The sequence below is a fragment of the Streptomyces sp. NPDC042346 genome (genome assembly GCF_055581845.1).
On sequence record NZ_JBVJEH010000013.1, the window covers coordinates 45,061 to 65,213 of the forward strand.

The window sequence follows — 20,153 nt, forward strand, 5'->3', positions numbered from 1 at the left end:
CGGCGGTGCACTTCGTCTCAGCCGGCCATGCGCTCGGCACGGCGCGCGGCCTCGGCCCAGCTGGGCGAGACCGTCGCCGCGACCGGAGACCCGGACGCCCAGAGCGCGTACGCGAACGCGCAGGCATGGGCGGTGCGCACGAAGGAGGCTCTGGAGGCCGGGGACGACGACCGGGCGCGGATGTACGCGGACAACGCGAAGAGGTGCGCGGCTGCGGCCCGCGCCTACGTCCGCGGCAAGCAGCCGAAGAAGCCTTACCCGGATGCCGATGATCCGGCAGCTCTGAGCGCGGCGCCGCCCCCGCCGCCGCCCGAGCAGACCCGCGCGGCGCGCGCGCTGGCCGGTGCGGCCGGCATCGGCGGGCGGGCCCGGGTGCTGCCGCCGCGGGCTGACGGCGGGCAGACGACCGCGTGGAACGACCAGGGCTTTGGCGGCGCCGCCACCGTGTACCAGGGCGAGGGCGACGAACCTCCGCACGCGCGGGTCGTGTTCAGCCGCCTCGACCGCGGCCGCTACCAGGCGCTCGCCGACTCGCCCTGGCCCTACCGGACCGAGGGCGGGCAGGTCATCTACGACCGCGTCCCGGTCGACCACGCCGAGCAGATCATCCATGCGGCCGCCTCCCGCCGTCCGGCCAAGCCGTGGGAGCGGCACGGGCTGAGCGATGCGGGGCATCGGGAGCCTCTCGACGAGGTGACGGCCGATCGTCTGGTGCCGGAGTCCGAGCATTGGGCGTCCGGTCTCGACGAGGGCCAGCGTCAGTGGGTCACGACGTACACCGGCCACTCGTACAGCGAGATCAACGAGCACCTCTACATGGGCCGGGACCTCGACCAGCCGGCCGACGGCATGCACACGTCGATGCGGGTGGTGACGGGGAACATCGACTCGGCGATCGCGGCCGCTGGCCAGTCCCAGGAGCCGCACCGGTGCTTCCGCGGATACACCCCGCCGCTCGAGGTCCGCAAGGAGAACCGGGTCGCGTCCTGGGCCCGGGAGAACTTCGTCGTCGGCAGCCGCTACCGGGACGACTCGTACATGTCGGTCTCCCACTGTCCGGCGGTGGCTGCCGGGTTCACCGAACGCAGCTGGTCGTCCGACGGCCAGTGGGGCACCGCCGACCACGGTGTGGTCTTCGAGACGGTCTCCCGGCGCGGCGCCGCGGTCGCGCACATCTCAGAGTTCGACAACGCCGAGAGGGAGCGGCTGATGCCGCGGGGGTCGGAGTTCGTCGTGGTCGGCGTGCACGAGAACGTGAACGTGGCCGGCAAGCCCTGCGTGGTCGTGCAGTTGGCCGACGTGAACGAGTCCAAGCGGTACTGAGCCCGGATGCGATGCGTGCGGATGCGTGGGAGGCACCGGCCTGTGCTGGACCTCTCACGCATCCGCTGCTCTGAGCTGCGCCGGTCCCCGGCCTCTGTCCACAGGCCGCCCCTTCCAAGCTCGCGTTGCTGCCTGCCGGGGCAGCCCCGCGGGTCGCGGGCGAGGAAGGGAGGGCTCCTCCGGTGTGCAGGTCGCAATCGAAAGGCGGGCGCAGGTGCGGCTCGTCTCACCCGGCCGTTCGGGCGGCACGTCGTGCTGCCTCGACCGCGCTTCGCAAGGAGGTCGCCCTGGCCGGCGCCGGGCACCCTGCGCTCGGCGCGTACGCCACGGCCCAGATGTGGGAGGCCAAGACCCGTCAGGCCGTTGAGAACGGTCAGGACGAGCAGGCCAAGCTGTACGCGGACAACGCGAAGGCGTCCGCGGCCGCGACGCGCACCATGCTGGGCAATCGCAAGCAGACCCCCCGCTACCCCAACGCCGCCGCCGACCCCCGCGTCGCATGGGCGGCCCGCGCGGGAGCCCGAGCCGGCCGAGGACGGCTGGGGCGCGGCGCAGATGCCGGAGTACCCCGAGCACGTCCGTGCCGCCGACGCGTTCGCGCGGGCCAGCGGGGCGGGCGGGGCCGCGACGTTCGTGCCGCGCGCCGACGGCGGGCAGACGGTGGCCTGGCGCGGCGACGACTTCGCCGGCTCCGCGACTGTGTATCCGGCCGACGGGGAGGAGCCGCCGCACGCCCGGGTCGTGTTCAACCGGCTCGATCAGGGCCGCTACCAGGCGCTGGCCGACTCCCCGTGGCCCTACCGGGTCGAGAACGGGCAGGTCATCTACGACCGTGTTCCCGCCGATCACGCCGAGCAGATCATCGCCGCGGCGCGCAGCCGGCAGGCGGCCCGGCCCTGGGAGCGGCACGGCCTGGGCCGCGACCCGTACCGGGACCAGCTGGAGGAGCACCGGGCCGGTGATCTGGAGCCCGAGTCGAACGCGTGGGCCTCCAGCCTCAGCTCCGAGTAGAACCACTGGGTCCGCACCTACACCGGCTCGAGGTACCGGCAGATCAACGCCCACCTCTACAACGGGCGCAGCCTCGATGAGCCGGCGGAGAAGATGGACGTGTCGATGCGGGTGGTCACCGAGAACATCAACTCGGCGATCCGCTCGGCAGGCACGGCCGAGGTCCCGCACCACACCGTCCGGGGGTTCACTTCCCCGCTGGAGGTCCGCAAGGAGAACCGGGTCGCGCAGTGGGCGCGGGAGAATTTCCCGGCCGGCAGCCGGTATCACAGCCCGTCGTTCCTCTCCTCGTCGCACTGCCCGAACGTGGCGGCCGACCCGTACTTCGCGCGGACCGACTGGGAGGAGGACGGCCGCTACGGCGAGGCCGACCATGCTGTGGTGTTCGAGATGGTCTCGCGCCGCGGGGCCGCGGTGGCGCATGTGTCGCAGTACGGGAATCTGGAGCGGGAGCGGCTGCAGGAGAGTGGCTCGAACTGGGTGTCCGTGGGCATCCAGGAGAACGTGACGATCCGGGGCCGCAAGTGCGTCGTGGTCCAGCTCGTCGACATGAACGAGGTTCCCCGCCACTGACGCTAGTTTTTCATATCGCTTGACAAAGTTTAATGATGCGTGTAGGATGTATTTCAGGGTGAGGAGCATCCGAAACTCCCCACCAGGCTCCGGAGGACGACATGACAGACCAGCAGCCCACCCCCCGCGACTCGCGACTGGCGGACCAGCCGGCACTCCGCCCGGTCGGACCGCTCCCGAAGGTCGGCCCCCGCCCCAGCTTCGACGAGCTGGTGGCACAGGCCGACGGGCGGAACTACCAGCCGCTCGCCGCGCACCTGGACGACGCCGCACGCGACGCGCTCGGGCTGCCGGCGGCGCCGCAGCAGGTGACCGTAGACGCCGAGCTCGCCGGCCGCATCCGCGACTACTACTTCGACCGCCCCGACCAGATCGCCCAGCTGCCTGACGCAATCCGCGACCTGATCAACCTCTGAGTTGCAGGCCGCATCGGCCAGCTCCGAAGAGCGATGGAGAAGCGCAGGACGCCGAACCGATGAAAGTCGTACGGTCAGGCCAGGAGGAAGCCATGATCAGCACAGTTGAGTACGGCGTCGCGGTTCAGGAGGACGAGTTCGCCGACGAGCATGTCGTGGACCGCACCTACGACTACGCGGCGGCGCTCGATGCCCTTCGGCAGACGCCCTTCACTCGCAGCTACCTGGTTCAGCGAACTGCCAGCGGCTGGGTGGAAGCGCGATAAGCCGGTCTCGGTCAGGTCACCGGCCCCGGCACCTCTACCTGAAGGACGAATCCTCCCCATGAGCAAGACCAGCGCGCCCGACCTGCTCCGCGATGTCCGGCGGGCCCTTGAAGCGGCCGGCCTGCGCCACGTGTCCGACGCGGAAGTGTGGATCAACTCCGGCGACGAGGTGCTCTGCAAGGTCACCGTGGCCCCGGAGGAACGCCAGGGAGCAGCAGCCGTTCCCGTGCATCTGGCGCAGGCGCTCCACGCAGCCGGATACGCCCTGGCCTTGACCCCCGACAGCGCCGCCCTGGACTGCTCGTCTCCGGAAGCCGCACTCGGCGCGGGCCACGCTGTGCGCGTCACCCACGGCTGACCTGCCCCCGTCGGGCCCGCGCGCGGCCCGTTCGCCCGCGCACAGCCCCCAGGGAGCCCGCTCCCCCACGCGCAACGACTGTGCGACGGCGCGCGGCACCAGGATCCCACCGTCTACCTCGGCCGCCGAGCGCGGCCCATCCGGAAGGAACATGCGTCATGCGGCACATGAAGCCGAACTTCGACTACTACACGACCAACCGGGACAAGGCCCAGGCGTACGCCGCGCAGGCGTCGTGGGAGAACATCAGCTCCCGGCAGCGTGCCGAGTACATCGCGCTGGCGCGCCTGTACCTGGACCTGTCGATCCAGGACGCCGCCGGCAACTGGGCCCCGACCGAAGAGGCCGCACAGGCGAAGAAGGCGGAGCGCGACACCGCCCGTTCATGACCCCTGCACAGCGCCCGGCTCTGCGGCTCCCGCATTCCGCGCGGACTCGGCTGATCTTCGTCGACGCATCCCTTCCGTCTCCGCGCCCGAGCGTGGGGGTCTGCCTGTGCGCACGGTCTGCCGCCGCTACGATGACGGGCAGGCAGACCTGCTGCCGCCCGCCTCGCACTGCGGCCCGGACCCGCGTGCATCCCAGGCGCTAAGGGGGAGATCCCCGCAGTGAACTGACTTTCTGCTGCGCCCATTCGCGGCGTGCCGGTCCGGGAGCCACGCCGAGAATCGGGACATCATGGCGAAAGCCGACCGCAACACCGCCGCCCGCGCCGCTGTCACCGGCGAGAACCATGCCCAGGCTCTGTCCTGGATCCGCGCGCACGGTCTCCTTCACGGTCTGGCCCCCGACGCCGCGTCCGCCGAGCAGCAGGCTCTGGAGGCGGCGCTGCTCTTCGCGCTCACCCGGCCGATCGGGGGTCTGCATCCCCTTCCCCTGAGCGGGAGCCTGTTCGGCGTCGCCAAGGCGAGCCCGGGGCCCGGCGACGAGCTGAGGCTGTGGCCGGTGACCGGCTCCGAGGCCGAGGTCCTGGTCCGCCTGCTGCCCAGCCGTACGAGCGACACCGTCCCGACAGTCTCCGGTGTTGCCGGGCTGCGGTGGGTCCGCGACGGCAAGTACCTGGCCCTGAGCAGGGTGGGCGCCTCGGAACAGGTCCTGCTCGCCGCGCAGCCCCGCGACGTCCGGGGAGCCGGCCGCCTGTCCTCGGAGGCGGGTCTGCTGCCGTTGTGGGATCAGGCCGACACGACGCTCGAGGACACTCCGCGCCGCGTCATCGACATCTCCCTCGCCGAGTCGGCGCCCGCCTGGAGCCGCGCGCTGCGCCGCCCGCTCCTCGCGCGCGAGGCCGCCTCACACTGGACCTCGCGGGAGCCCACGCTCGCCGAGCTGGCCGGTGACGCCTCCGCGCTGATGCCGCGGCCGCACTGGCCGGCCTCCCGGCGCCCGCAGATCGTGCACGTCCGCTCCACGCGCGGCGGCACCGGCTGCAGCACCCTGAGCGTCCAGATCGCCTACGGGCTGACCCGCGCCGGGCGCACCGTTGCCCTGGTGACCGACGACGCGATGCTGCGCCATGTGGCCAAGGACGCGGCCGACGACACGGCGCTGTGGCACGAGCCGTTCGCCCCGGTCGGCGGCGGCCAGCTGCTGGCCGCCTCGCACGGCTACTACGGGGAGCACCTGGACGTGCGCGCCGCGGAGGCGACGAGCCGCGGTGAGGTCGTGGTCCTGGATGTGGGTGGTCGCCCGCCCGCTGAGCTCGCCGGTCTCCCGGCCGCCGACCTGACCGTGGTGGCGGACAACTACCGCGCCCGGGACTGGGTCCGGGTCGACGTCATCGACCGCAGGCCCGAGCAGGTTCGTGTCTTCGCCGCGCTCGACGAGCACTTCGCCCGGTGGTGGCGCCCCTTGACGGAACAGGCCGACGCCGACCGGCTGCGTACGGCACTGGACCGGGAGTTCTTCTACTACGCCATGCTCAGGCTGGAGGCCCCTGACGAGGTCGACGTGTACGACGTCGACGACGCCGAGGAGGTCGAGGAGTGGTGGGACCTGGGTGCCGACGGGTCGGCCGGCCACCCCGACGACGTCCTGTCCCCCGAGGACGGGGCACCTCTGGACCTGTGGCGTCGCCATTTCCTGGACTTCATCACCCCCGAGGGGCAGCGCCGGCACCCGGACAGCTGGGACGAGGTGCGCGACTCCTGGATCGCGCACAACCGGCTGCGTAACCTGCGGCGCCTCAGCGCCGACGGGGACCCCATCGAGGACCTGGCCGTACGGACCTCGGAATTCCTCGCCACCGCGGCGACCGAGCACGGCTCACAGCCGCGTGCCTCTACCACGGAGGAGCAGGAGATCTGGCGCACCGCGAAGCTGATGCAGTGGTTCGACGCCCAGTTCAACGCACACCTGCGCCACGATGCCGCGCACCTGCCCCGGTCAGCGGCGGAGACGGTGATGGCGGTTCTGGATGCCCGCTTCCTCGCGTACGGACCGCACCACGCCGAGGGATTCGCAGCACTGGCTGATGAGGCGACGAGCGACGACTGGTGGGATGCGGCCGCGGCCACCCGGGCCCTGAACGACTCCTCCTTCCCGCTCCCGCCCGGCCCTGACGACAACGCGGACGTCCGCGAACACGGATGGGCCGTCTTCCTCGCGGCGGTCGAGGACGAGGGAGCCCGGCGCCACGGCGAGGTGTGGTCCGAGGTCCGCGCGCACTGGGTGGAGCACCACCGCCGCCTGGAGCAGGATGAACGTGCACCGTTCGCGCCCGCTGAGGACAATCTTCCCGTACTGCGACAGCAGTTCGCCGCCGCCCTCGCCCCGGCCAGGACCGACGGGGTGGACTGGGACTCGCTCATCGGCCGGTGGGTGACCGGGAAGCGCAGCGACGCCGCGCGGGTCCGTGCCTTCGACAACCTCATCGAGAACCGCCAGCGGCCCGGCACCGGCAAGGAGACCGCCACCGCCCTCCTGCGTAGCGTGCGTGCCCTGGGCCTCGCCCCGCAGATGCCCGTGGTCATGATCACCAATATGTACCGGCCCATGGGCGGCCCGGAAGCGGTCGCCGAGACGGCTGCCGCTCTGCGCGGCCACGGCGTGGTCGCCCTGTGCACGGTGCCCCAGCGCCAGGCCTTCGAGGAGCTCCTGTTCTCACCCTCGACATGGAACGACGAGCGGGTCAGGCCGGTCCAGGAGGAGCTCGGCGTGGTGGTGAGCACCGCGCTGAAGGATGCCCGGAAGGCGGCGTCCGGGCGAGGCTGACGCCGAACTTCGGCCGGGACGCCGTGGAGGGTTCCCAGGACGTCCCCCGGTCGTCCGACGGCGTACGCCGTGGGAGTGTTCGGGTCAGTCAGTCGGAGGTATGCAGCCGCGTCCCCGCCGGACAGGCCCGGCGGGGGCGCGATGCGGGCTCAGGAGGGTGTCCGGGCCGCGAGGAGGTCGGCCACCACCAGGGCCAGATGGTTGGCGGCGGCGGCTTCCTGAGCCGAGGGGCGTGTCAGGGCCTGCAGGTCGTCTTCTCGTTCGGCGGGTGCGGGCAGGTCCGGCAGGACGGTGAGCGCGCCGATGCCCTCGGCGCGCAGGGCGTCGCGGACGTCGGCGAGGTGGTGTTGCTCGTCGGCGAGGGTGTTGTCGACGTGGGCGATCGCGACCGCGATGGGGGTGTCCTCGGGCGCGTCCAGGTGGGCGAGCAGGAACCGGGCCGTGGCGGCCGGGTCGGCGGGCTGGATCGCCTCCTCGATCAGGTGCCGCCAGGGGACGAGGCAGTCCTTGCGGGTGCGGCCGTCGGCCGCCGCCCACCGGGGGTGGTGTTCCTGCCACGTCTGCTCGCCCCAGCGGGCGGCGGCGGCAGCGGCTGCCTCGCGCAGGACCGTGTCGGTGAGGGCTTCGTCGTCCCCGCCGCCCGGGAGATCGAGATTGCGGTTGTGGTTGATCCACACGGCGGCAACGGCGTCCCAGGTGTCCGGGTGGCGGGCGGCCCCTTCGCGGGCGAGGAAGGCCAGGAAGTCCTGCCGCCAGAGGTCCAGGATGTCGGCGTCGATGTCCTGCGGCATCAGCAGGGGCTCGTCGTCCTCGTCTTCGAAGTCGGGCTGGAAGTCATCCCACCAGGCGGCGGTGTCCGCGGGGTCGTCGGCGTCGTAGACGTCGGGGTTGCCGTCGGAGAGCCGGTCCCAGACGTAGGTCTCGAACGTTTCGTCCAGGAAGCCCAGGAGCTGGGAGTGCGGGTCGCGGGCCCGCGCGCGGGCGGTGAGGTAGCGGGCGTTGAGCCAGTCCCACATCTGCACCCAGGCGGGGCGCCGGTCGAGGGTCTCGGTCCTTCCCCACACCGCGGGGTCGAGGTCGGTGAGGACGACGGCTGCGTCGGCCTGTCCTGCCAGGTGCCGCAGCTGGTAGACGTTGCCGGCGTCGAGAACGACGGTGTCGTGCCGGCGGGCGGCGTCGGCGAGCAGTGCTGGGGCGTCGGGCGCGCTCGGGGAGAGGATCATGCCGCGCAGGGCGCCCGGCCCGGGCAGGTCGGGCAGCAGGTCGTGCCACTGTCCCGGCTGCAGCGTCGCCGAACCCAGAGTCCGGTGCAGGCCGTTGGGGTCGTCGGCGCCGAGGAAGGCGACCGTGGCGCCGGTGCGTGCCAGGGCGCCGGCGAGGGTGAGCGCGGTGGTGGTGCAGCCGAGTCCGCCCTGCCCGCGGGAGCTGGTCACGGCGATGATGCCGCGGGCCGGGCCGCCAGCCGGGCCGACAGGGCGGGCGGCGATGCGCTGGGGCTTGGGCCCGTCCAGTTGCCCGGGCTCGGGCGCGGTCCGGGACCAGTCCGGAGTCTGGGCGGTGTGCAGGCCGGCCCGGCGCAGAGCGCGGCTCCACAATGCCGTCTCCTCGGGCGGCAGGGTGCCGGCCAGGCGGTCCCATGCCTGCCGCTCGCCGGGCTGCGGAGTGCGTGCAGACCACAGCGGTTCGAGGCCGGCGGCCAGGATGTGCTCCTCGGCCTGCTGCAAGGTCGCCGGCCGGGCGCGAAGGATGAGGTGGGCGCGATGCCCGGGGCGGGCCAGGAGCAGCGTGTCGGTGCGGCTGGGGTGGCGGCGGGCCCGCAGTCCCGGGACGCCAGCGATCCCGCTGTCGGTACGGACCGGCAGGATGCAGCCGAGCAGCTGGGGCAGATGGTCGGGGTGGGGCCACAGCACGAGCGTGTCGAGGTCCGGGGAGACCCCGCGCAGCCCGAAGAAGGTGCCGGCGTCGGCGGGCACGGGGACCTGCGGGTGGGGCCGGGCCAGAGTCCTCACGAGGACGGCTTCAAGGAGCTGCTGGGCAGGGTCGGTGGTGTCGGGTACGAGGCCGAAGTACAGGCCCCGGGCCTGGTAGAAGGCGTGGGCGGCCTGGCGGGGCTCGCCGGTGTACTGCTGTCGCAGCAGGATGTTGCTGCTGTCCCTGGACATAAGGGCATCCGTTCCGCGGCACGACTCCCCGGACCGGCGTACCGGCAGACGCAGTGAAGGCTGTGCAACTGACGTGACGATTCGTCTCTTCTCGCCGCTGGTGCACCGGTAGGTCCGGGCCACTGGGTGCGGACGAAGGCAGCAGTCTCTGCCCGGGGACACCATAGCGGCTGCTCCGGCGTGCTTGTGCCGATCCGGCCAACCGGCGGCCGGCACGCCTCGCGGAGCGGCGTGTTCGGGAGTGGCGCATCCTGCCGGGTCCAGGGCGGTACGCGAGGCCACGACACGGCCGTGTGACGGCCTCGGTTGGTCGTTCTCCCCCACCGAACCCGCCTCTTTTTCGTATTGATTGACGATGTTTAGCGATGTGTGAGATCATATTTCTTGACGGCGTTAAGCGTTAGGGGAGAACATGTCTGCGAAGAAAGATCTGGCCCAGCTCCGAAAGAAGGCGGAGAAGCAGGGGTTCCGGTTCGTCGAAGCCAAGAGCAGCCACTACATGGTGTTCCTCGTCGTCTCCGAGGCCACCGAGACCGAGGAGGAGGTGCTGAAGTTCGTCACGTCGATGCCCAGCACCCCAAGTGAGTACCGCGGCCTGAAGAACGCGAGGGCGGCTCTCAAGCGCTTCGGGTTCGTCTACGAGACCGAACGCAAGGGCAAGCCCAAGCCCCAGCGCACTCACTGACCGGCCGGGGGCGCCGGGGACACTCCCGGCGCCCGGCCGACCGCGCCGTCACCGCCCTGCCCCCCAGACGAGGAAGCCATGAGCCAGACCATGTACAACGTGCGCGCTGAATTCGCCGGCGTGCGCGAGACTCCGCCCGACACCGTCATCACCACCATCCACGAGGACCTGGCCCGCTACGACGCCTCCGTCGGCTCCTCCCCCGCCGGCGGCCTGACCGTTCGCCTGTTCCTTGAGGCGGACAGCCCCGTCGACGCCGGCACCCGCGGCGTCGAGTACATCCAGGGCGCCCTGCTGAAGCACGAAGTCCTCCAGCCGCACCGGATGACCGGCTACGAGGTGATCACCGAGGAGGAGTTCGACCGCCGCCTCGCCGAACCGCTCGTGCCCGAGCTGGCTGGCATGACCGAAGTCGCCCAGATCACCGGCACGACCACGAGCCGGGCCAGCCAGCTCCGCGCCAAGCTGAAGCCCTACCTCGTCCAGGAACTGGCGTCCGGTCCCGTCTACCTCGCGTCCGGCGTCCGTACGTTCGCCGAGAAGGAGTACAACCGCACGCCCGGCGTGCGCCGCACCGAGATCCCGCTCACCCCGATCGAGCGGGCCCTGCTGGACTCCCTCGCTGCGGCCGCGGCCGGCACCGAGATCGCCGACGCCATCGGCGACCACCAGGTCGTCGCCGACGCGATCGAGGGCGTCGTGGGCAACGGCCACCAGGTGCAGTTGCATTTCCAGCCGGCCGACTCCGAGGTCACCGCGGCGCTCGACACCCTGCTCGAGCACGGCCTGGTCCGCACCCGCCGGGTCTACAAGAAGGAGACGCAGACCATGGCCGCCGGCCACGAGGACGACCTCGTCGTCAGCCTCACCGGCAAGGGGCAGCGCCACTCCGGCACCGGGACCGCAACCGCCGGCGGCTCCGGGCAGGAGGACGACCAGTGATCGAGATCGAGTCCTACGGCGTTGACCACGACGCGGTCGAGGCAGCGTCCACGGCCGCGGCCGCAGACGTGCCGGCCACCACCTGCCGCGAGGACCACCTCGAACCGGTCGGCGTACGCAAGGTGCTGCGCGGCCTGCACGACGGAGACGGCCGGTCCTACAGCTCCTTCGAAAGGGGCTTCCACACCGACGTGTGTGCGGCCATCGCCTGCGGACTCGTCGACGAGGAGACGCAGCCCCCGTACCGCCCGCTGCTCACCACCGCCGGCGCACTCTTCACGCAGCGGCCCCCCGTGGACCGCCTGCCCGACCCCGCGAGCTGGGAACAGCCGCCCGAGCTCGCCGAAGCAGTCGCTGAACTGGGTGAGCGGTACGCCGCCGACACCCGCGGTGACCCCCAACTCCCCTGAACCCGATCCTCAAGGAGGTCCTCAACTTGGCAGCCCCTCAGGCACCCACGCTCGCTCCCGCACTCGCCCAGGCCCTCACCGCGGTCATCTCCCCCGGCGACGACTTCCTCCAGGCCGCCCGCGAGCGCGACGAGCTGGCTGGCATGCTGACCCACTTCGACGTCCTCGGACGCGGCGTGGCCGCGGCCTTCAACGCGCGCGACATCGAGGGCGGCGGCTGGACGCACACCATCCAGCCGGCCTACTGGGGCAACGTGACGGTACGCCACCGCGACGGCATGCGCTTCTTCTTCCGCCACGACGGCAGGACCCGCAAGGGCGCGGCCGGCAGGCGCCTGCAGGTCGAGACCGGATACCCGCACGGGTACTGCGGCTGGCGCGCCGAGCCGATCACGGTGTCCATGGACCGCGCGCCGGACGCGATCGCCGCAGACGTCCTGCGGCGGCTGATGCCCGCCTACAAGGACACCCTGCTCGAAGGACTGGCGGAGGCGCGTCGCAGCGACGCGCAGCGGCGGGCGCGCGTCGAGCTGAACGGACTCATCGAGCAGATCGTGCCGGGGATCCACGGGGTCGGCGGTGCGCGTCCCGGCGACGTTCCCGACCGCGCCACTTCCTTCTGGTCCGGTCGTGACCATGCGCCCGAGGGTCAGGTCGCGCTGCCCGTCGGCGGAAGTGTGACCCTGAGCCCTGACGCCAGCGAGGTGAAGGTCACCTTCAGCCACGTGCCGCCCGCTCTCGCACTGGAACTGCTCGACTACCTGCGTAGTCGCGGCGTCATCGCGGGCCGGACGGTGGCCCTGGGCGGGAGCCCGCGCGTCATCGCCGGCGAGCTGGAGCCCCGTGACCCCGCCGGCGAGAAGTTCAGGCCCGTAGGCGACCTGCTCCTCACCGGCGCCGGACCGGCAGACGGCGGTGGGCGGTCCACCTCCGCGGAGGGGTCATGACGCCGGCGGCCGACGGCACCGGCACCCGGCGGTTGATCCCGGTGGGCCCGCTCGTGGGGCGCGGCGAACCCGATGTCGTCCACCTGGCCGTCCTCGGATTCGACGTGCAGCAGGGCCTATGGCGGCACGGAGCGGCGCTGTGTGACCGGCTCACCGAGCAGGGCGAAGGTCACGGACTCCCCGGGGACACCGAGGTCACGTGCGCGGCGTGCGAGGCCTGGCGGCCGTGGTTCGAGGTCGCGCTCGCGCACCCGGCCCGGGTTGCCGGCGACGCCGAGGACGGCTGGGAGTTCGCCGAGCAGCTGGAGCGCGACAACACGGAGTGGGCCCGGACCGGATGGAGCCTGAACTGCGAGGTCGTGCGGCTGCGCGCGGAGCTGGAGGAGGTCCGCGCCTCCGCGCACCGCACCAGCTCCTACTTGCGGGAACGGCTGGAGGCCCAGGCGGCCGGCCTGCCGATCCCGCAGTTCCCCGACGATCCCGCGGATTTCACCGATCCGGGTCCCCGGCTGCGGTGAGCGGCCTTGCGGGCGTCCGGATCTGTGCCCGCGCCGCTGTACCACCACCTCCGATGCCCTACTGAAAGGCGACGCGGATGTTGAGCACGCTCACGTCCACCGAGCTCGCTGACGTCCTGGACAGCGTCCATCGCCAGTCACCTGAGCTGACCGGTCCGCTGTCGATGCTCGACCAGGCGGCCTTGGGCTGGACCTGGCGCTACCCCCAGGTCACCGAAGCCCAGCAGGCGTTCAGCCGGGCGAGGCACCAGCAGTTTCCGCGCACCCACTCCGAGCAGACCTGGCAGGAGGTCGTGGCCACCGCAGCCGCGCTCTCGGCGGCCTTCCGCGAGCTCGGGGACGTCCGGCTGGAGCGCTGCGCAGTGCCGGCCGGCTGGGGTACGTGCGGCCTCGCCCTGCCCGAGCAGGGGCCGTGCTGGGGCGAGCAGGAGCACCTGGCCTTCGCGGCCGGCTTGAAGGCGGCTCAGTGAGGCCGGGGACGGGTCAGGTCTGGGCGGGTGACGGCGACGTCCTGGAAGTCGAGAGCTTCGACGGCGCCTACGCGGTGGTCTTCAGCCGTCAGTTCCGCCGGCAGCAGCTCGCCAACGGCGGCCACTTCGGCCGGACCTTCCATCTGGTGTACGGGCCGGAGGGCTCCGCACAGTGGCATCAGATCTGGGTCGAGCCCGCCGCCGAAGTGGCGGACGAGCAGGCGTGGATCGGCGAGATCGACGCCGCGCTGCTGCGCGGCGGCAAGGGCTTCGTGGTGCAGCAGGACCCGGGCCCCGAGGCCGGGTTCGCGCGCGGCGCACAGGGATTCGAGCTGAAGGTCTTTGGCGAGCAGGTCGTCCACGACGAGGTGCTGCGCGCGCTGGACTCGTTCTCTCCGCCCGCCGTCGCCGTGGCCTACGCCCACCACGAGGGCTGAAGGCCGACCGCACCTACGAGGAGGGAGTCACCGAGGTGACGGAATGGTGGAAGCAGTCGGATGCTGAGCACACGGATCCGGGGGACACCGGCACCGTTGTGCCGCCGCTGACGCTGGACCCGGAACTGCCGGACCACGTCCAGGAGCTCCTGCGGCAGGCCGACCCAGCACTGCTGCGTGAAGCGGTACGGACCGAACCCGCCAGCCCGTGGTGGGGTCTGGCCGACCCCCTCAACGGTCGACGCGCCTCGTGGTGGTTCGGGTGGCTCCTGCTCAGCGTGTTCGCCCGCAGCACGCTCATGCTCGGCGCGGGGGCCTGCGCCTACGGGCTGAACGGCGCGATCGCCGTACTGAAGCGCCGACAGCGCGTGCCGGTACTGCTCCGGATAGCCGAGGTGCACGACCAGTTCGCCCTCGACCATGAACTCAACGCGGAGGCAGTCGAGTTACTCGCTCGCGCCGTACGGGCCGCCGACCGGGTCAAGCGGTCCACGGTGCAGCGGCTGGACGCGGCGGACAAGCAGCACAACGACCGGCGGCTGGACGGCCAGATCTGGGAGATCGCCGAGGCGCTGCGCACCTACAGCCGGGTGGCAGGCCAAGGCCCGGCGGAGGTGGTGAGCGAGGTGGTGGCGCAGGCCCTGGAGCCCCGCCGCAACATCCTCCGGAACAGCCTGGCCAGTATCGGGCGCCGGGTCGAGGCTCTGGAGAACTACGCCGCCCAGATCACCGAGGCGGAGAAGCGGCGTCGCGAGCTCTGGCAGCTGAGAAGGTTGACGACGGGGACCGAGGAGCTGTTCGACCTCCTGGCGGCCACTGCCCGCGACGACCTCGCGGTCGCCGAGATCGAGAACATGAGCGGCGAGGTCGCCAAGGCCCTCGCCCTCTTCAATGAGGCGTTGCAGTCGGCGCAGGATGCCGCTGCCATGGCGCTGCCCTCCCCGTCGGCGACGAGCGTGCGTCCCGCGGATCCGCTCGGGGGCACAGAAACTCCGTGAGGGGCCCGTCCCGCTCACGCCCCGGGCGCCTGCGCCCCTGCGCACGTCGATGTCACCAGCCCCAGGAAGTCAGGAGATCACCGGATGAGCGATCAGGACCTCACGAGCGCGGAGGTCGAGCGCCGGATGGCCGACGCCGCGCAGGCAGAGGAGGAGGGCAGGTTCCGTGATGCGACCCGCCTCTACGACCAGCTCGGCAAGGACATCCAGGCCCGCCACGGACCCTTCGACGCCCGCGCGCTCGATGCTTTCGAGGGAGTGGCCCGCGCGATCCGCAAAGGTGCCGAGGACCCCGCGGCCGGCTGACGTCGCGGCCGGACTCGTCCCACCGTGCTCGCCTCCGTCAGGCGTGCGGCAGTGTGTTCCCCAACCAACCGGCCGGTGACGGCCGTTGTCGATACCGGGTGCCGCCCGGTGAAGGAGGAAGCGTGAAGTCCGTCAGCGAGGTCGACCTTCTGGCCGAGGGCGCACATGCCGGTCAGGTCGACAAGATCGGCGTCCCCTACATCGAGCATGTCCGCGCGGTGGCCGCCGGGCTGACGCCGTTCGGCGACGAGCTCGTCATGGCGGGCCTGCTGCACGACATCGTCGAGGACACCGACTGGACCGCCGAGAAGCTGCTGGCCGCCGGGATTCCCCCGCGGGTCGTCGAGATCGTCGAGGCGGTGACCAACCAGCCGGGCATGGCGTACGAGGAGAAGATCCGGCGGATCACCGCCGACTCTTCGGCGACGCTGGTGAAGATCTCCGACAACGCCCACAACAGCCGCCCCGACCGGGCCGCCCAGCTCCCGCAGGACAAGCGCGAGCGTCTGACGGCGAAGTACCGCACGGCGCGCGCCACGCTGTGGCCGGCGGCGAGCCGCGCTGACGTCGAGGCGATCGTGCGGATCGTCAATCCGGCGCTGCTCGCCGAGCTGGATGAGGTCTTCGGCCCGTCCTCGGTTCCTGCAGGGGGATCTGCGTGACCCAGCCCGGTGACCCCAACGGTCCGGTCGAGGACGTCATCCGGCTGCTGGAGTCGGCCGCCGGCCCTGTGAACCCCATGGTGCTGCTGGTCGGCTCTCCCTTGTCGGGTGTCACGCGGTCGATGTACGAGGCGGTCCGCCGCTGTCTCCCGCACGGGCGTCTGTACCAGCCCACCGTTGCCGACCTCGTCTCCTGGGACCTGGCCGACCTGTTCAGCGCCGACGGTCCACACGTGCTGTGGCTCGACGGTCTGTCGCCGGCCGACCTCGTCCTGCTCGGCCGCGGTGTTCTGGACCGGGTTCTCCCGCACGCCCTGGTGCTGGCCAGCATCGACACCTTCTGGTCCGAGCAGGTACTTCGGGACGGATCGGCGGCCATCGCGCCGGCGCGGACGGTCCTGCTGGAATACGCAGACCGCATCTCGGTGCCGTTCACCCTGGCCCCGCGTGAGCGGTCCTGGCTCCGCGAGATGGGCTACCCCGTCAGCAAGGGGCTCGCCGAGTCGCTCGTCGGCGGCGAGAACGTGGTCAGGCACTATCGGCGTGGTGCTCGGATCAACCCCGAAGGGCACCGGCTGGTCCAGGCTGCGGTCGACGCTCGGCGCTGCGGCATCCACCGTCCCTTCCATGAGGACGAACTGCAGCATCTGTGGGAGGCCCGAGGCGGCTCCGCCCAGGCGTTCCAGCGTGCGTTGGACTGGGCCAGCACCATTCCTGAGGGCGCCACGACGGGACTCCTCTTCCGCGCACGCGGCGGCCAGTCCGAGGACTGGCGGGTGTTCGGATACGCGGCCGGTGCCGACAACGGTGATCACGGGCACAAGGCCCGTCCTCTGGGCGACGAGGCCTGGGAGCAGGCGCGGGAGGTGTTCGCGGACCCCGACGATCAGTACGCCCTCGGCATCGCCGCGCATCTGCACGGCCGTCACGAGACCGCGCGCCTCGCTCTCGCGCAGGCCGTCAAGTTCTCGGCACCGCAGGATCCCGTCGCATCGGCGGCAAAGGACGCGCTCAGGAGTCTGGAGACCGACGGCTCGGCGTAGCGCCCGTACGGTGACCGGGTGTGAGTAGTCGGGGTACAGGAAATCCCGGTGAGAACGATCATGGTCCGGTCGGTCCGAGGGGCCGACGCGGTTCTCGTGCTCGGGCGTGACCCAGATACGGCCTCGGTCAATGGAACCGTGGTTATCGGTGAGAACGATCAAGGTCCGATCGGCGCGAGGGCGCTGACGCGGCTCTCGTACTCGCGGCGGGCCTTGCGCTGGGTCGGAACCGCCGGGACGCCGTGGCCGCCGTCGAACGGCGCAACAGCCCCATCGCCATCGCGCTCCCTCCACCATGACGTCTCCATTCTCGGCCGCGGCCCGGCCCGACGCCCGGGCGTACGGTGAGGACATGGCCGGGCGGATACGCCGGTGCGCGTACATCTTCTGCTCCGAGCCGCTGCCGGTGCGCTCCCGCAGCGACAAGCGGTTCTGCTCCCCGGCCTGCAAGCAGGCGGATCGCCGGTGGCGCCGCCACCAGGCCGAGGCCGTGGCCATCGGCCTCTGGTACCACCTGGGCATCGAGACCGAGCACGTCGCGCACTGCCCCATGTGCGGCGGACGGTTCGCCCTCGGGCACGGTCACCGCCGGGACGCGGTCTACTGCGGACCCGCCTGCCGGCAGGCCGCCTACCGCGAGCGCAAGAGGGTACGCAAAGCCTCCACAGCCGACCCGGATGTGACGGATGCCGGTACCCGCTCCACGTCCGTGACCAGCGAAAACACTGTGATCATCATGGTCCCGCCTCGTACTCTCCCTCGCCGGGTCAGTCTTCGGCGCCGTCGTCGTCCTCGTCGAGCCCGGGTCGCGCAGCGGCCTGAGGCCGCCGACCGGGGTGGAGGCTGTAGCGGGTCGTCCAGGGCCCAGGGTCCCCTTCGCTGCTCAGGCAGCCCGGAGGATGGCGCGGATGTCTTCCGCGACCGTCGGGGCGAAGGCGGTCAGGAGGTGGGGGTTGAGCGAGGGCGAGAACGAGAGCATCAGTTCGCCGCAGTCCTCGCCGTCCTCGCACAGGGCGTGGTCCTCGACGAACAGGACGGTGTCCGGCCCGAGGTCGGGCATGGGGTTATAGGTGATCGAACGGTGTCCCGGCCGGGCCTGATTCCGCTCCAGCGCCGTACGGACGACCGTCGCGCACGGGCCGTCGAAGAGCTCGTGGAGGCGGGCGTCGCTCTGCGGGCCGACGGCGACGCGGAGTTCCGCCGACTCGACGGCGAGGGCGAGGTGGACGGTCTTGTCCTCGCGTACGAGGGGGTGGTCCAGGGCGGTCACGGTGTGCCAACCGCCTACCGGGGCGACCTTTTGCCGGCCGTCGGCGTCCGGTGCCGTGTTGGTGTAGTCGAGCGTGGCCGCCTTCACCTCCGCCTCGGCGTTCTCCTCGGGCGTCTGGCACTCGGGGCAGAGGTATCCGACCGGGCGCCCCTTCGCGAACTCGATGTTCCAGCGCGAGGCGTCGTCCGCGTCCTTCCAGCAGGCACGGGTGCAGCGGGTGCAGTGGCCCAGCGGCCGGACCTTCGTACGGGCCATGGTGTCCTCTTCTCCTCTCGGCCCCGGGCAGCTGCGCGGGTCCTCTGTCTCCTCAACGAACGGCCCGACAGCTCGGGTGCGCCGCCCGTCACTCCTCGTCTTCGTCGTCCTCGACGGCGTCCGGGTCCCGCAGCGGGCGCAGGCCCTGGCCGGGGCCGCTGGCCTTGATGTTGAACAGGTAGCGGCCCAGGAAGTTGATGTGCCGGTCCTTGAGCGGGGAGAGGCGGGCGACGTCCTCGTCCTTGATGTCGTCGCCCTCGGCGCGGAGCTGGGCGACGGCGACATCGAGGTAGCGGGTGTTCCACAGGACGACGGCGTTGAGGACCAGGCCGAGGGGCAGCGAGTTGGTCCTCCTGGCCCTCGCGGTACGCCTGGCGGATCTGCCCGCGGCCGCCGTGGCAGATTCACCGCCCCGGGAGCCTCCTCCCGTTCGTCGCCCGGCTCGGCCCTCCAGCCTGTGGCCGCGCGGCCCTGCTGTGGCCAGAGGTCGCACGTTCCGCCTCGTAAGGGCACAGCTGCCCGGCTCTCCGTCTCTACCTTCGGGGCGCTAGCCTCACAGCCTGCCAGCCTCCGGGGTGCTCGATAGAGTCCTTACGCGGGCGCGGCAGCATAGGAGCGGAAGCGGGAGCGCCGGGGATGAGGCCCTTGCCGCGCAGGGTCTGTTCGCGGCTGCGGCAGCGGGGTTTGCAGAACTTTCGGGGTCGGCCGGTGGGGAGGGGCTGGGCGCAGGTGGGGCAGTGGCCGGTAGCGATGACCGGGGCCAGGTGCTGAAGGAGCTCGCGGGCCTGTTGTTCTTCTTCCTGGCTGTGCGGGATGGCGTCGGCCTGGCAGCCGGCGAGGAGTTCGGCGACGACGGTGCGCAGGTCGGTCAGGTCTCGGCGGCAGGTGCCGAGCAGGTCGAGGTACTCCTCCACGGGCCAGGTGGCGAGGACGCCGGAGCGGGTGAGGTAGAGGCCCAGGGTGTCGATCCGGTAGCGGTCGGCGGTATCGAGAAGCAAGTAGCCGATCAGCTGGTTCGCGGTCTCTTTGGAAAGTCCCCGTGCGAAGGGGTGCTTGGTGCTCTTGAAGTCGAGCAGTAGGCCGTCGACTACGAGGTCCGCGTCTGCGGTGATATTGACGCCCGGGAACGTGGGCCCACCAATGCAGTCCTCGGGCCGCGTGCGGGCGCGTAGTGCTTCCAGGGGGCCGGTGGTGGCCAGGTAGAACTGGTGGACGACGTCGTCGATCATGTCCTGGTTGGGAAGCTGCAGGAGGCAGTCGAGGGTGAAGCCGCCGGGATCCTCGAGCGCGGTGAGGTACAGGGGGGTGTAGGTGAATCCGTAGGGGTTTCGGGCCATCACCTGGTACCAGGCGGCGGCGAGCAGCATGCGGGCCAGGTCCTCCTCTTCGTCGTGGGTGCGGTCCATCGGCAACGTGCGGTTGTCGAGACCGAGGCGGTGTGCAGTTGCTGCCAGGCGGGCGGCGAGCTCGTTCCCGACCGCGCGCATCCGCAGGCCCGCCCCTTGGCCCATGCCGCCGGTGAGGTCGATCCCGACCACAGTGGCCAGGTCCACGGGCGTGGCCGTGGTGAATGCCAGCCGCAGCCGCTGGTCGATGGCCGTGCCGACGTTGCCGGCCTCGGTGTTAACCCCGGGCGGCGGCAGGAGAAGGGTGCTGGTGCGGTGCTGGGCGCGGAAGGACTCGCGCAGCAGTTTGGGGCCCGCCGAGAGCTCGCGGTCCAGGAACCGGCGCAGCGGAGTACGGGGACTGTGCAGTCCGGAGGTGAGGCTCATCCGAAGGTCACCGCCTTGAAGAGGCACCGCCCGCAGGCGGTAGGTGTCGTCATGGCCGGACGCTACGAGCGGGCTATGACACCGTGTCACCCACACGAGGTAGCCACCTGTCACCCACA

22 protein-coding genes and 1 pseudogene are annotated in these 20,153 nt (G+C 71.5%); 19 read left to right on the forward strand and 4 right to left on the reverse strand.

The window, feature by feature from the left end; translation table 11 throughout:
• The first annotated feature begins 27 nt into the window (after positions 1-27).
• The 8 genes from ACZ6K0_RS37235 to ACZ6K0_RS37270 all read left to right on the forward strand — a co-directional run bounded on the left by ACZ6K0_RS37235 (position 28) and on the right by ACZ6K0_RS37270 (position 7,157).
• Positions 28-1,323, forward strand: coding sequence for an ADP-ribosyltransferase (locus tag ACZ6K0_RS37235; RefSeq protein ID WP_469577839.1), 1,296 nt, complete (start codon positions 28-30; stop codon positions 1,321-1,323).
• Between the two features lie 555 nt (positions 1,324-1,878).
• Complete coding sequence (locus ACZ6K0_RS37240) at positions 1,879-2,334, forward strand: hypothetical protein (RefSeq protein WP_469577841.1); 456 nt, start codon at positions 1,879-1,881, stop codon at positions 2,332-2,334.
• A gap of 99 nt (positions 2,335-2,433) precedes the next feature.
• The gene (locus ACZ6K0_RS37245; RefSeq protein ID WP_469577843.1) at positions 2,434-2,907 is read left to right on the forward strand and encodes a hypothetical protein; all 474 of its coding nucleotides are present in this window, start codon (positions 2,434-2,436) and stop codon (positions 2,905-2,907) included.
• Between the two features lie 101 nt (positions 2,908-3,008).
• Entirely contained in the window at positions 3,009-3,323 is a 315-nt protein-coding gene (locus ACZ6K0_RS37250; protein ID WP_386119274.1) for a hypothetical protein, read from the forward strand.
• A gap of 92 nt (positions 3,324-3,415) precedes the next feature.
• Complete coding sequence (locus ACZ6K0_RS37255; protein WP_362486457.1) at positions 3,416-3,589, forward strand: hypothetical protein; 174 nt, start codon at positions 3,416-3,418, stop codon at positions 3,587-3,589.
• Positions 3,590-3,647: 58 nt separating this feature from the next.
• Positions 3,648-3,947 carry a hypothetical protein gene (locus tag ACZ6K0_RS37260; protein ID WP_469577845.1) on the forward strand — a complete coding sequence of 100 codons (300 nt, stop codon included), beginning with the start codon at positions 3,648-3,650 and terminating at the stop codon, positions 3,945-3,947.
• A gap of 158 nt (positions 3,948-4,105) precedes the next feature.
• On the forward strand, positions 4,106-4,336 hold the full coding sequence (locus ACZ6K0_RS37265; RefSeq protein ID WP_469577847.1) for a hypothetical protein: 231 nt from the start codon (positions 4,106-4,108) through the stop codon (positions 4,334-4,336).
• Positions 4,337-4,625: 289 nt separating this feature from the next.
• Positions 4,626-7,157 (forward strand): hypothetical protein, encoded by a 2,532-nt coding sequence (locus tag ACZ6K0_RS37270; protein ID WP_469577849.1) that lies wholly within the window; start codon positions 4,626-4,628, stop codon positions 7,155-7,157.
• A 149-nt stretch (positions 7,158-7,306) separates the two neighbouring features.
• On the opposite strand, the gene ACZ6K0_RS37275 is transcribed toward ACZ6K0_RS37270, so the two are convergent.
• A complete protein-coding gene (locus ACZ6K0_RS37275; RefSeq protein WP_469577850.1) occupies positions 7,307-9,319 on the reverse strand; it encodes a hypothetical protein in 2,013 nt (670 codons plus the stop codon).
• A gap of 412 nt (positions 9,320-9,731) precedes the next feature.
• Here ACZ6K0_RS37275 and ACZ6K0_RS37280 point away from each other — a divergent pair, with 412 nt between their 5' ends.
• The 11 genes from ACZ6K0_RS37280 (at position 9,732) to ACZ6K0_RS37330 (ending at position 16,737) form a co-directional block, all read left to right on the forward strand.
• Positions 9,732-10,004, forward strand: coding sequence for a hypothetical protein (locus tag ACZ6K0_RS37280; protein ID WP_469577852.1), 273 nt, complete (start codon positions 9,732-9,734; stop codon positions 10,002-10,004).
• Positions 10,005-10,082: 78 nt separating this feature from the next.
• The gene (locus tag ACZ6K0_RS37285; protein WP_469577854.1) at positions 10,083-10,946 is read left to right on the forward strand and encodes a hypothetical protein; all 864 of its coding nucleotides are present in this window, start codon (positions 10,083-10,085) and stop codon (positions 10,944-10,946) included.
• The gene (locus tag ACZ6K0_RS37290; protein WP_469577856.1) at positions 10,943-11,356 is read left to right on the forward strand and encodes a hypothetical protein; all 414 of its coding nucleotides are present in this window, start codon (positions 10,943-10,945) and stop codon (positions 11,354-11,356) included. Before ACZ6K0_RS37285 ends, ACZ6K0_RS37290 begins: the two co-directional genes overlap by 4 nt.
• Before the next feature lie 26 nt (positions 11,357-11,382).
• Positions 11,383-12,303: a hypothetical protein gene (locus ACZ6K0_RS37295; protein ID WP_469577858.1), complete on the forward strand. Its 921-nt coding sequence runs from the start codon at positions 11,383-11,385 to the stop codon at positions 12,301-12,303.
• Entirely contained in the window at positions 12,300-12,821 is a 522-nt protein-coding gene (locus ACZ6K0_RS37300; protein ID WP_469577860.1) for a hypothetical protein, read from the forward strand. Before ACZ6K0_RS37295 ends, ACZ6K0_RS37300 begins: the two co-directional genes overlap by 4 nt.
• A 77-nt stretch (positions 12,822-12,898) precedes the next feature.
• A complete protein-coding gene (locus tag ACZ6K0_RS37305) occupies positions 12,899-13,291 on the forward strand; it encodes a hypothetical protein (protein WP_469577862.1) in 393 nt (130 codons plus the stop codon).
• Positions 13,288-13,728: a hypothetical protein gene (locus ACZ6K0_RS37310; protein WP_469577864.1), complete on the forward strand. Its 441-nt coding sequence runs from the start codon at positions 13,288-13,290 to the stop codon at positions 13,726-13,728. The genes ACZ6K0_RS37305 and ACZ6K0_RS37310 overlap by 4 nt, the downstream gene beginning before the upstream one ends.
• 35 nt (positions 13,729-13,763) lie before the next feature.
• Entirely contained in the window at positions 13,764-14,726 is a 963-nt protein-coding gene (locus ACZ6K0_RS37315) for a hypothetical protein (protein ID WP_469577866.1), read from the forward strand.
• Positions 14,727-14,810: 84 nt separating this feature from the next.
• Entirely contained in the window at positions 14,811-15,032 is a 222-nt protein-coding gene (locus tag ACZ6K0_RS37320; RefSeq protein WP_469577868.1) for a hypothetical protein, read from the forward strand.
• 122 nt (positions 15,033-15,154) lie between these two features.
• Entirely contained in the window at positions 15,155-15,694 is a 540-nt protein-coding gene (locus ACZ6K0_RS37325; RefSeq protein WP_469577870.1) for an HD domain-containing protein, read from the forward strand.
• Positions 15,691-16,737, forward strand: a complete 1,047-nt coding sequence (locus ACZ6K0_RS37330; RefSeq protein WP_469577872.1) for a hypothetical protein — start codon at positions 15,691-15,693, stop codon at positions 16,735-16,737. The genes ACZ6K0_RS37325 and ACZ6K0_RS37330 overlap by 4 nt, the downstream gene beginning before the upstream one ends.
• A gap of 883 nt (positions 16,738-17,620) precedes the next feature.
• On the opposite strand, the gene ACZ6K0_RS37335 is transcribed toward ACZ6K0_RS37330, so the two are convergent.
• The 3 genes and pseudogenes from ACZ6K0_RS37335 to ACZ6K0_RS37345 all read right to left on the reverse strand — a co-directional run bounded on the left by ACZ6K0_RS37335 (position 17,621) and on the right by ACZ6K0_RS37345 (position 20,034).
• Entirely contained in the window at positions 17,621-18,262 is a 642-nt protein-coding gene (locus ACZ6K0_RS37335) for a hypothetical protein (RefSeq protein WP_469577874.1), read from the reverse strand.
• An 88-nt stretch (positions 18,263-18,350) separates the two neighbouring features.
• Positions 18,351-18,666 (reverse strand): annotated as a pseudogene (locus tag ACZ6K0_RS37340) (Tn3 family transposase); the annotation flags it as partial.
• A gap of 129 nt (positions 18,667-18,795) precedes the next feature.
• The gene (locus ACZ6K0_RS37345) at positions 18,796-20,034 is read right to left on the reverse strand and encodes a hypothetical protein (RefSeq protein WP_469577876.1); all 1,239 of its coding nucleotides are present in this window, start codon (positions 20,032-20,034) and stop codon (positions 18,796-18,798) included.
• Positions 20,035-20,153 lie beyond the last annotated feature (119 nt).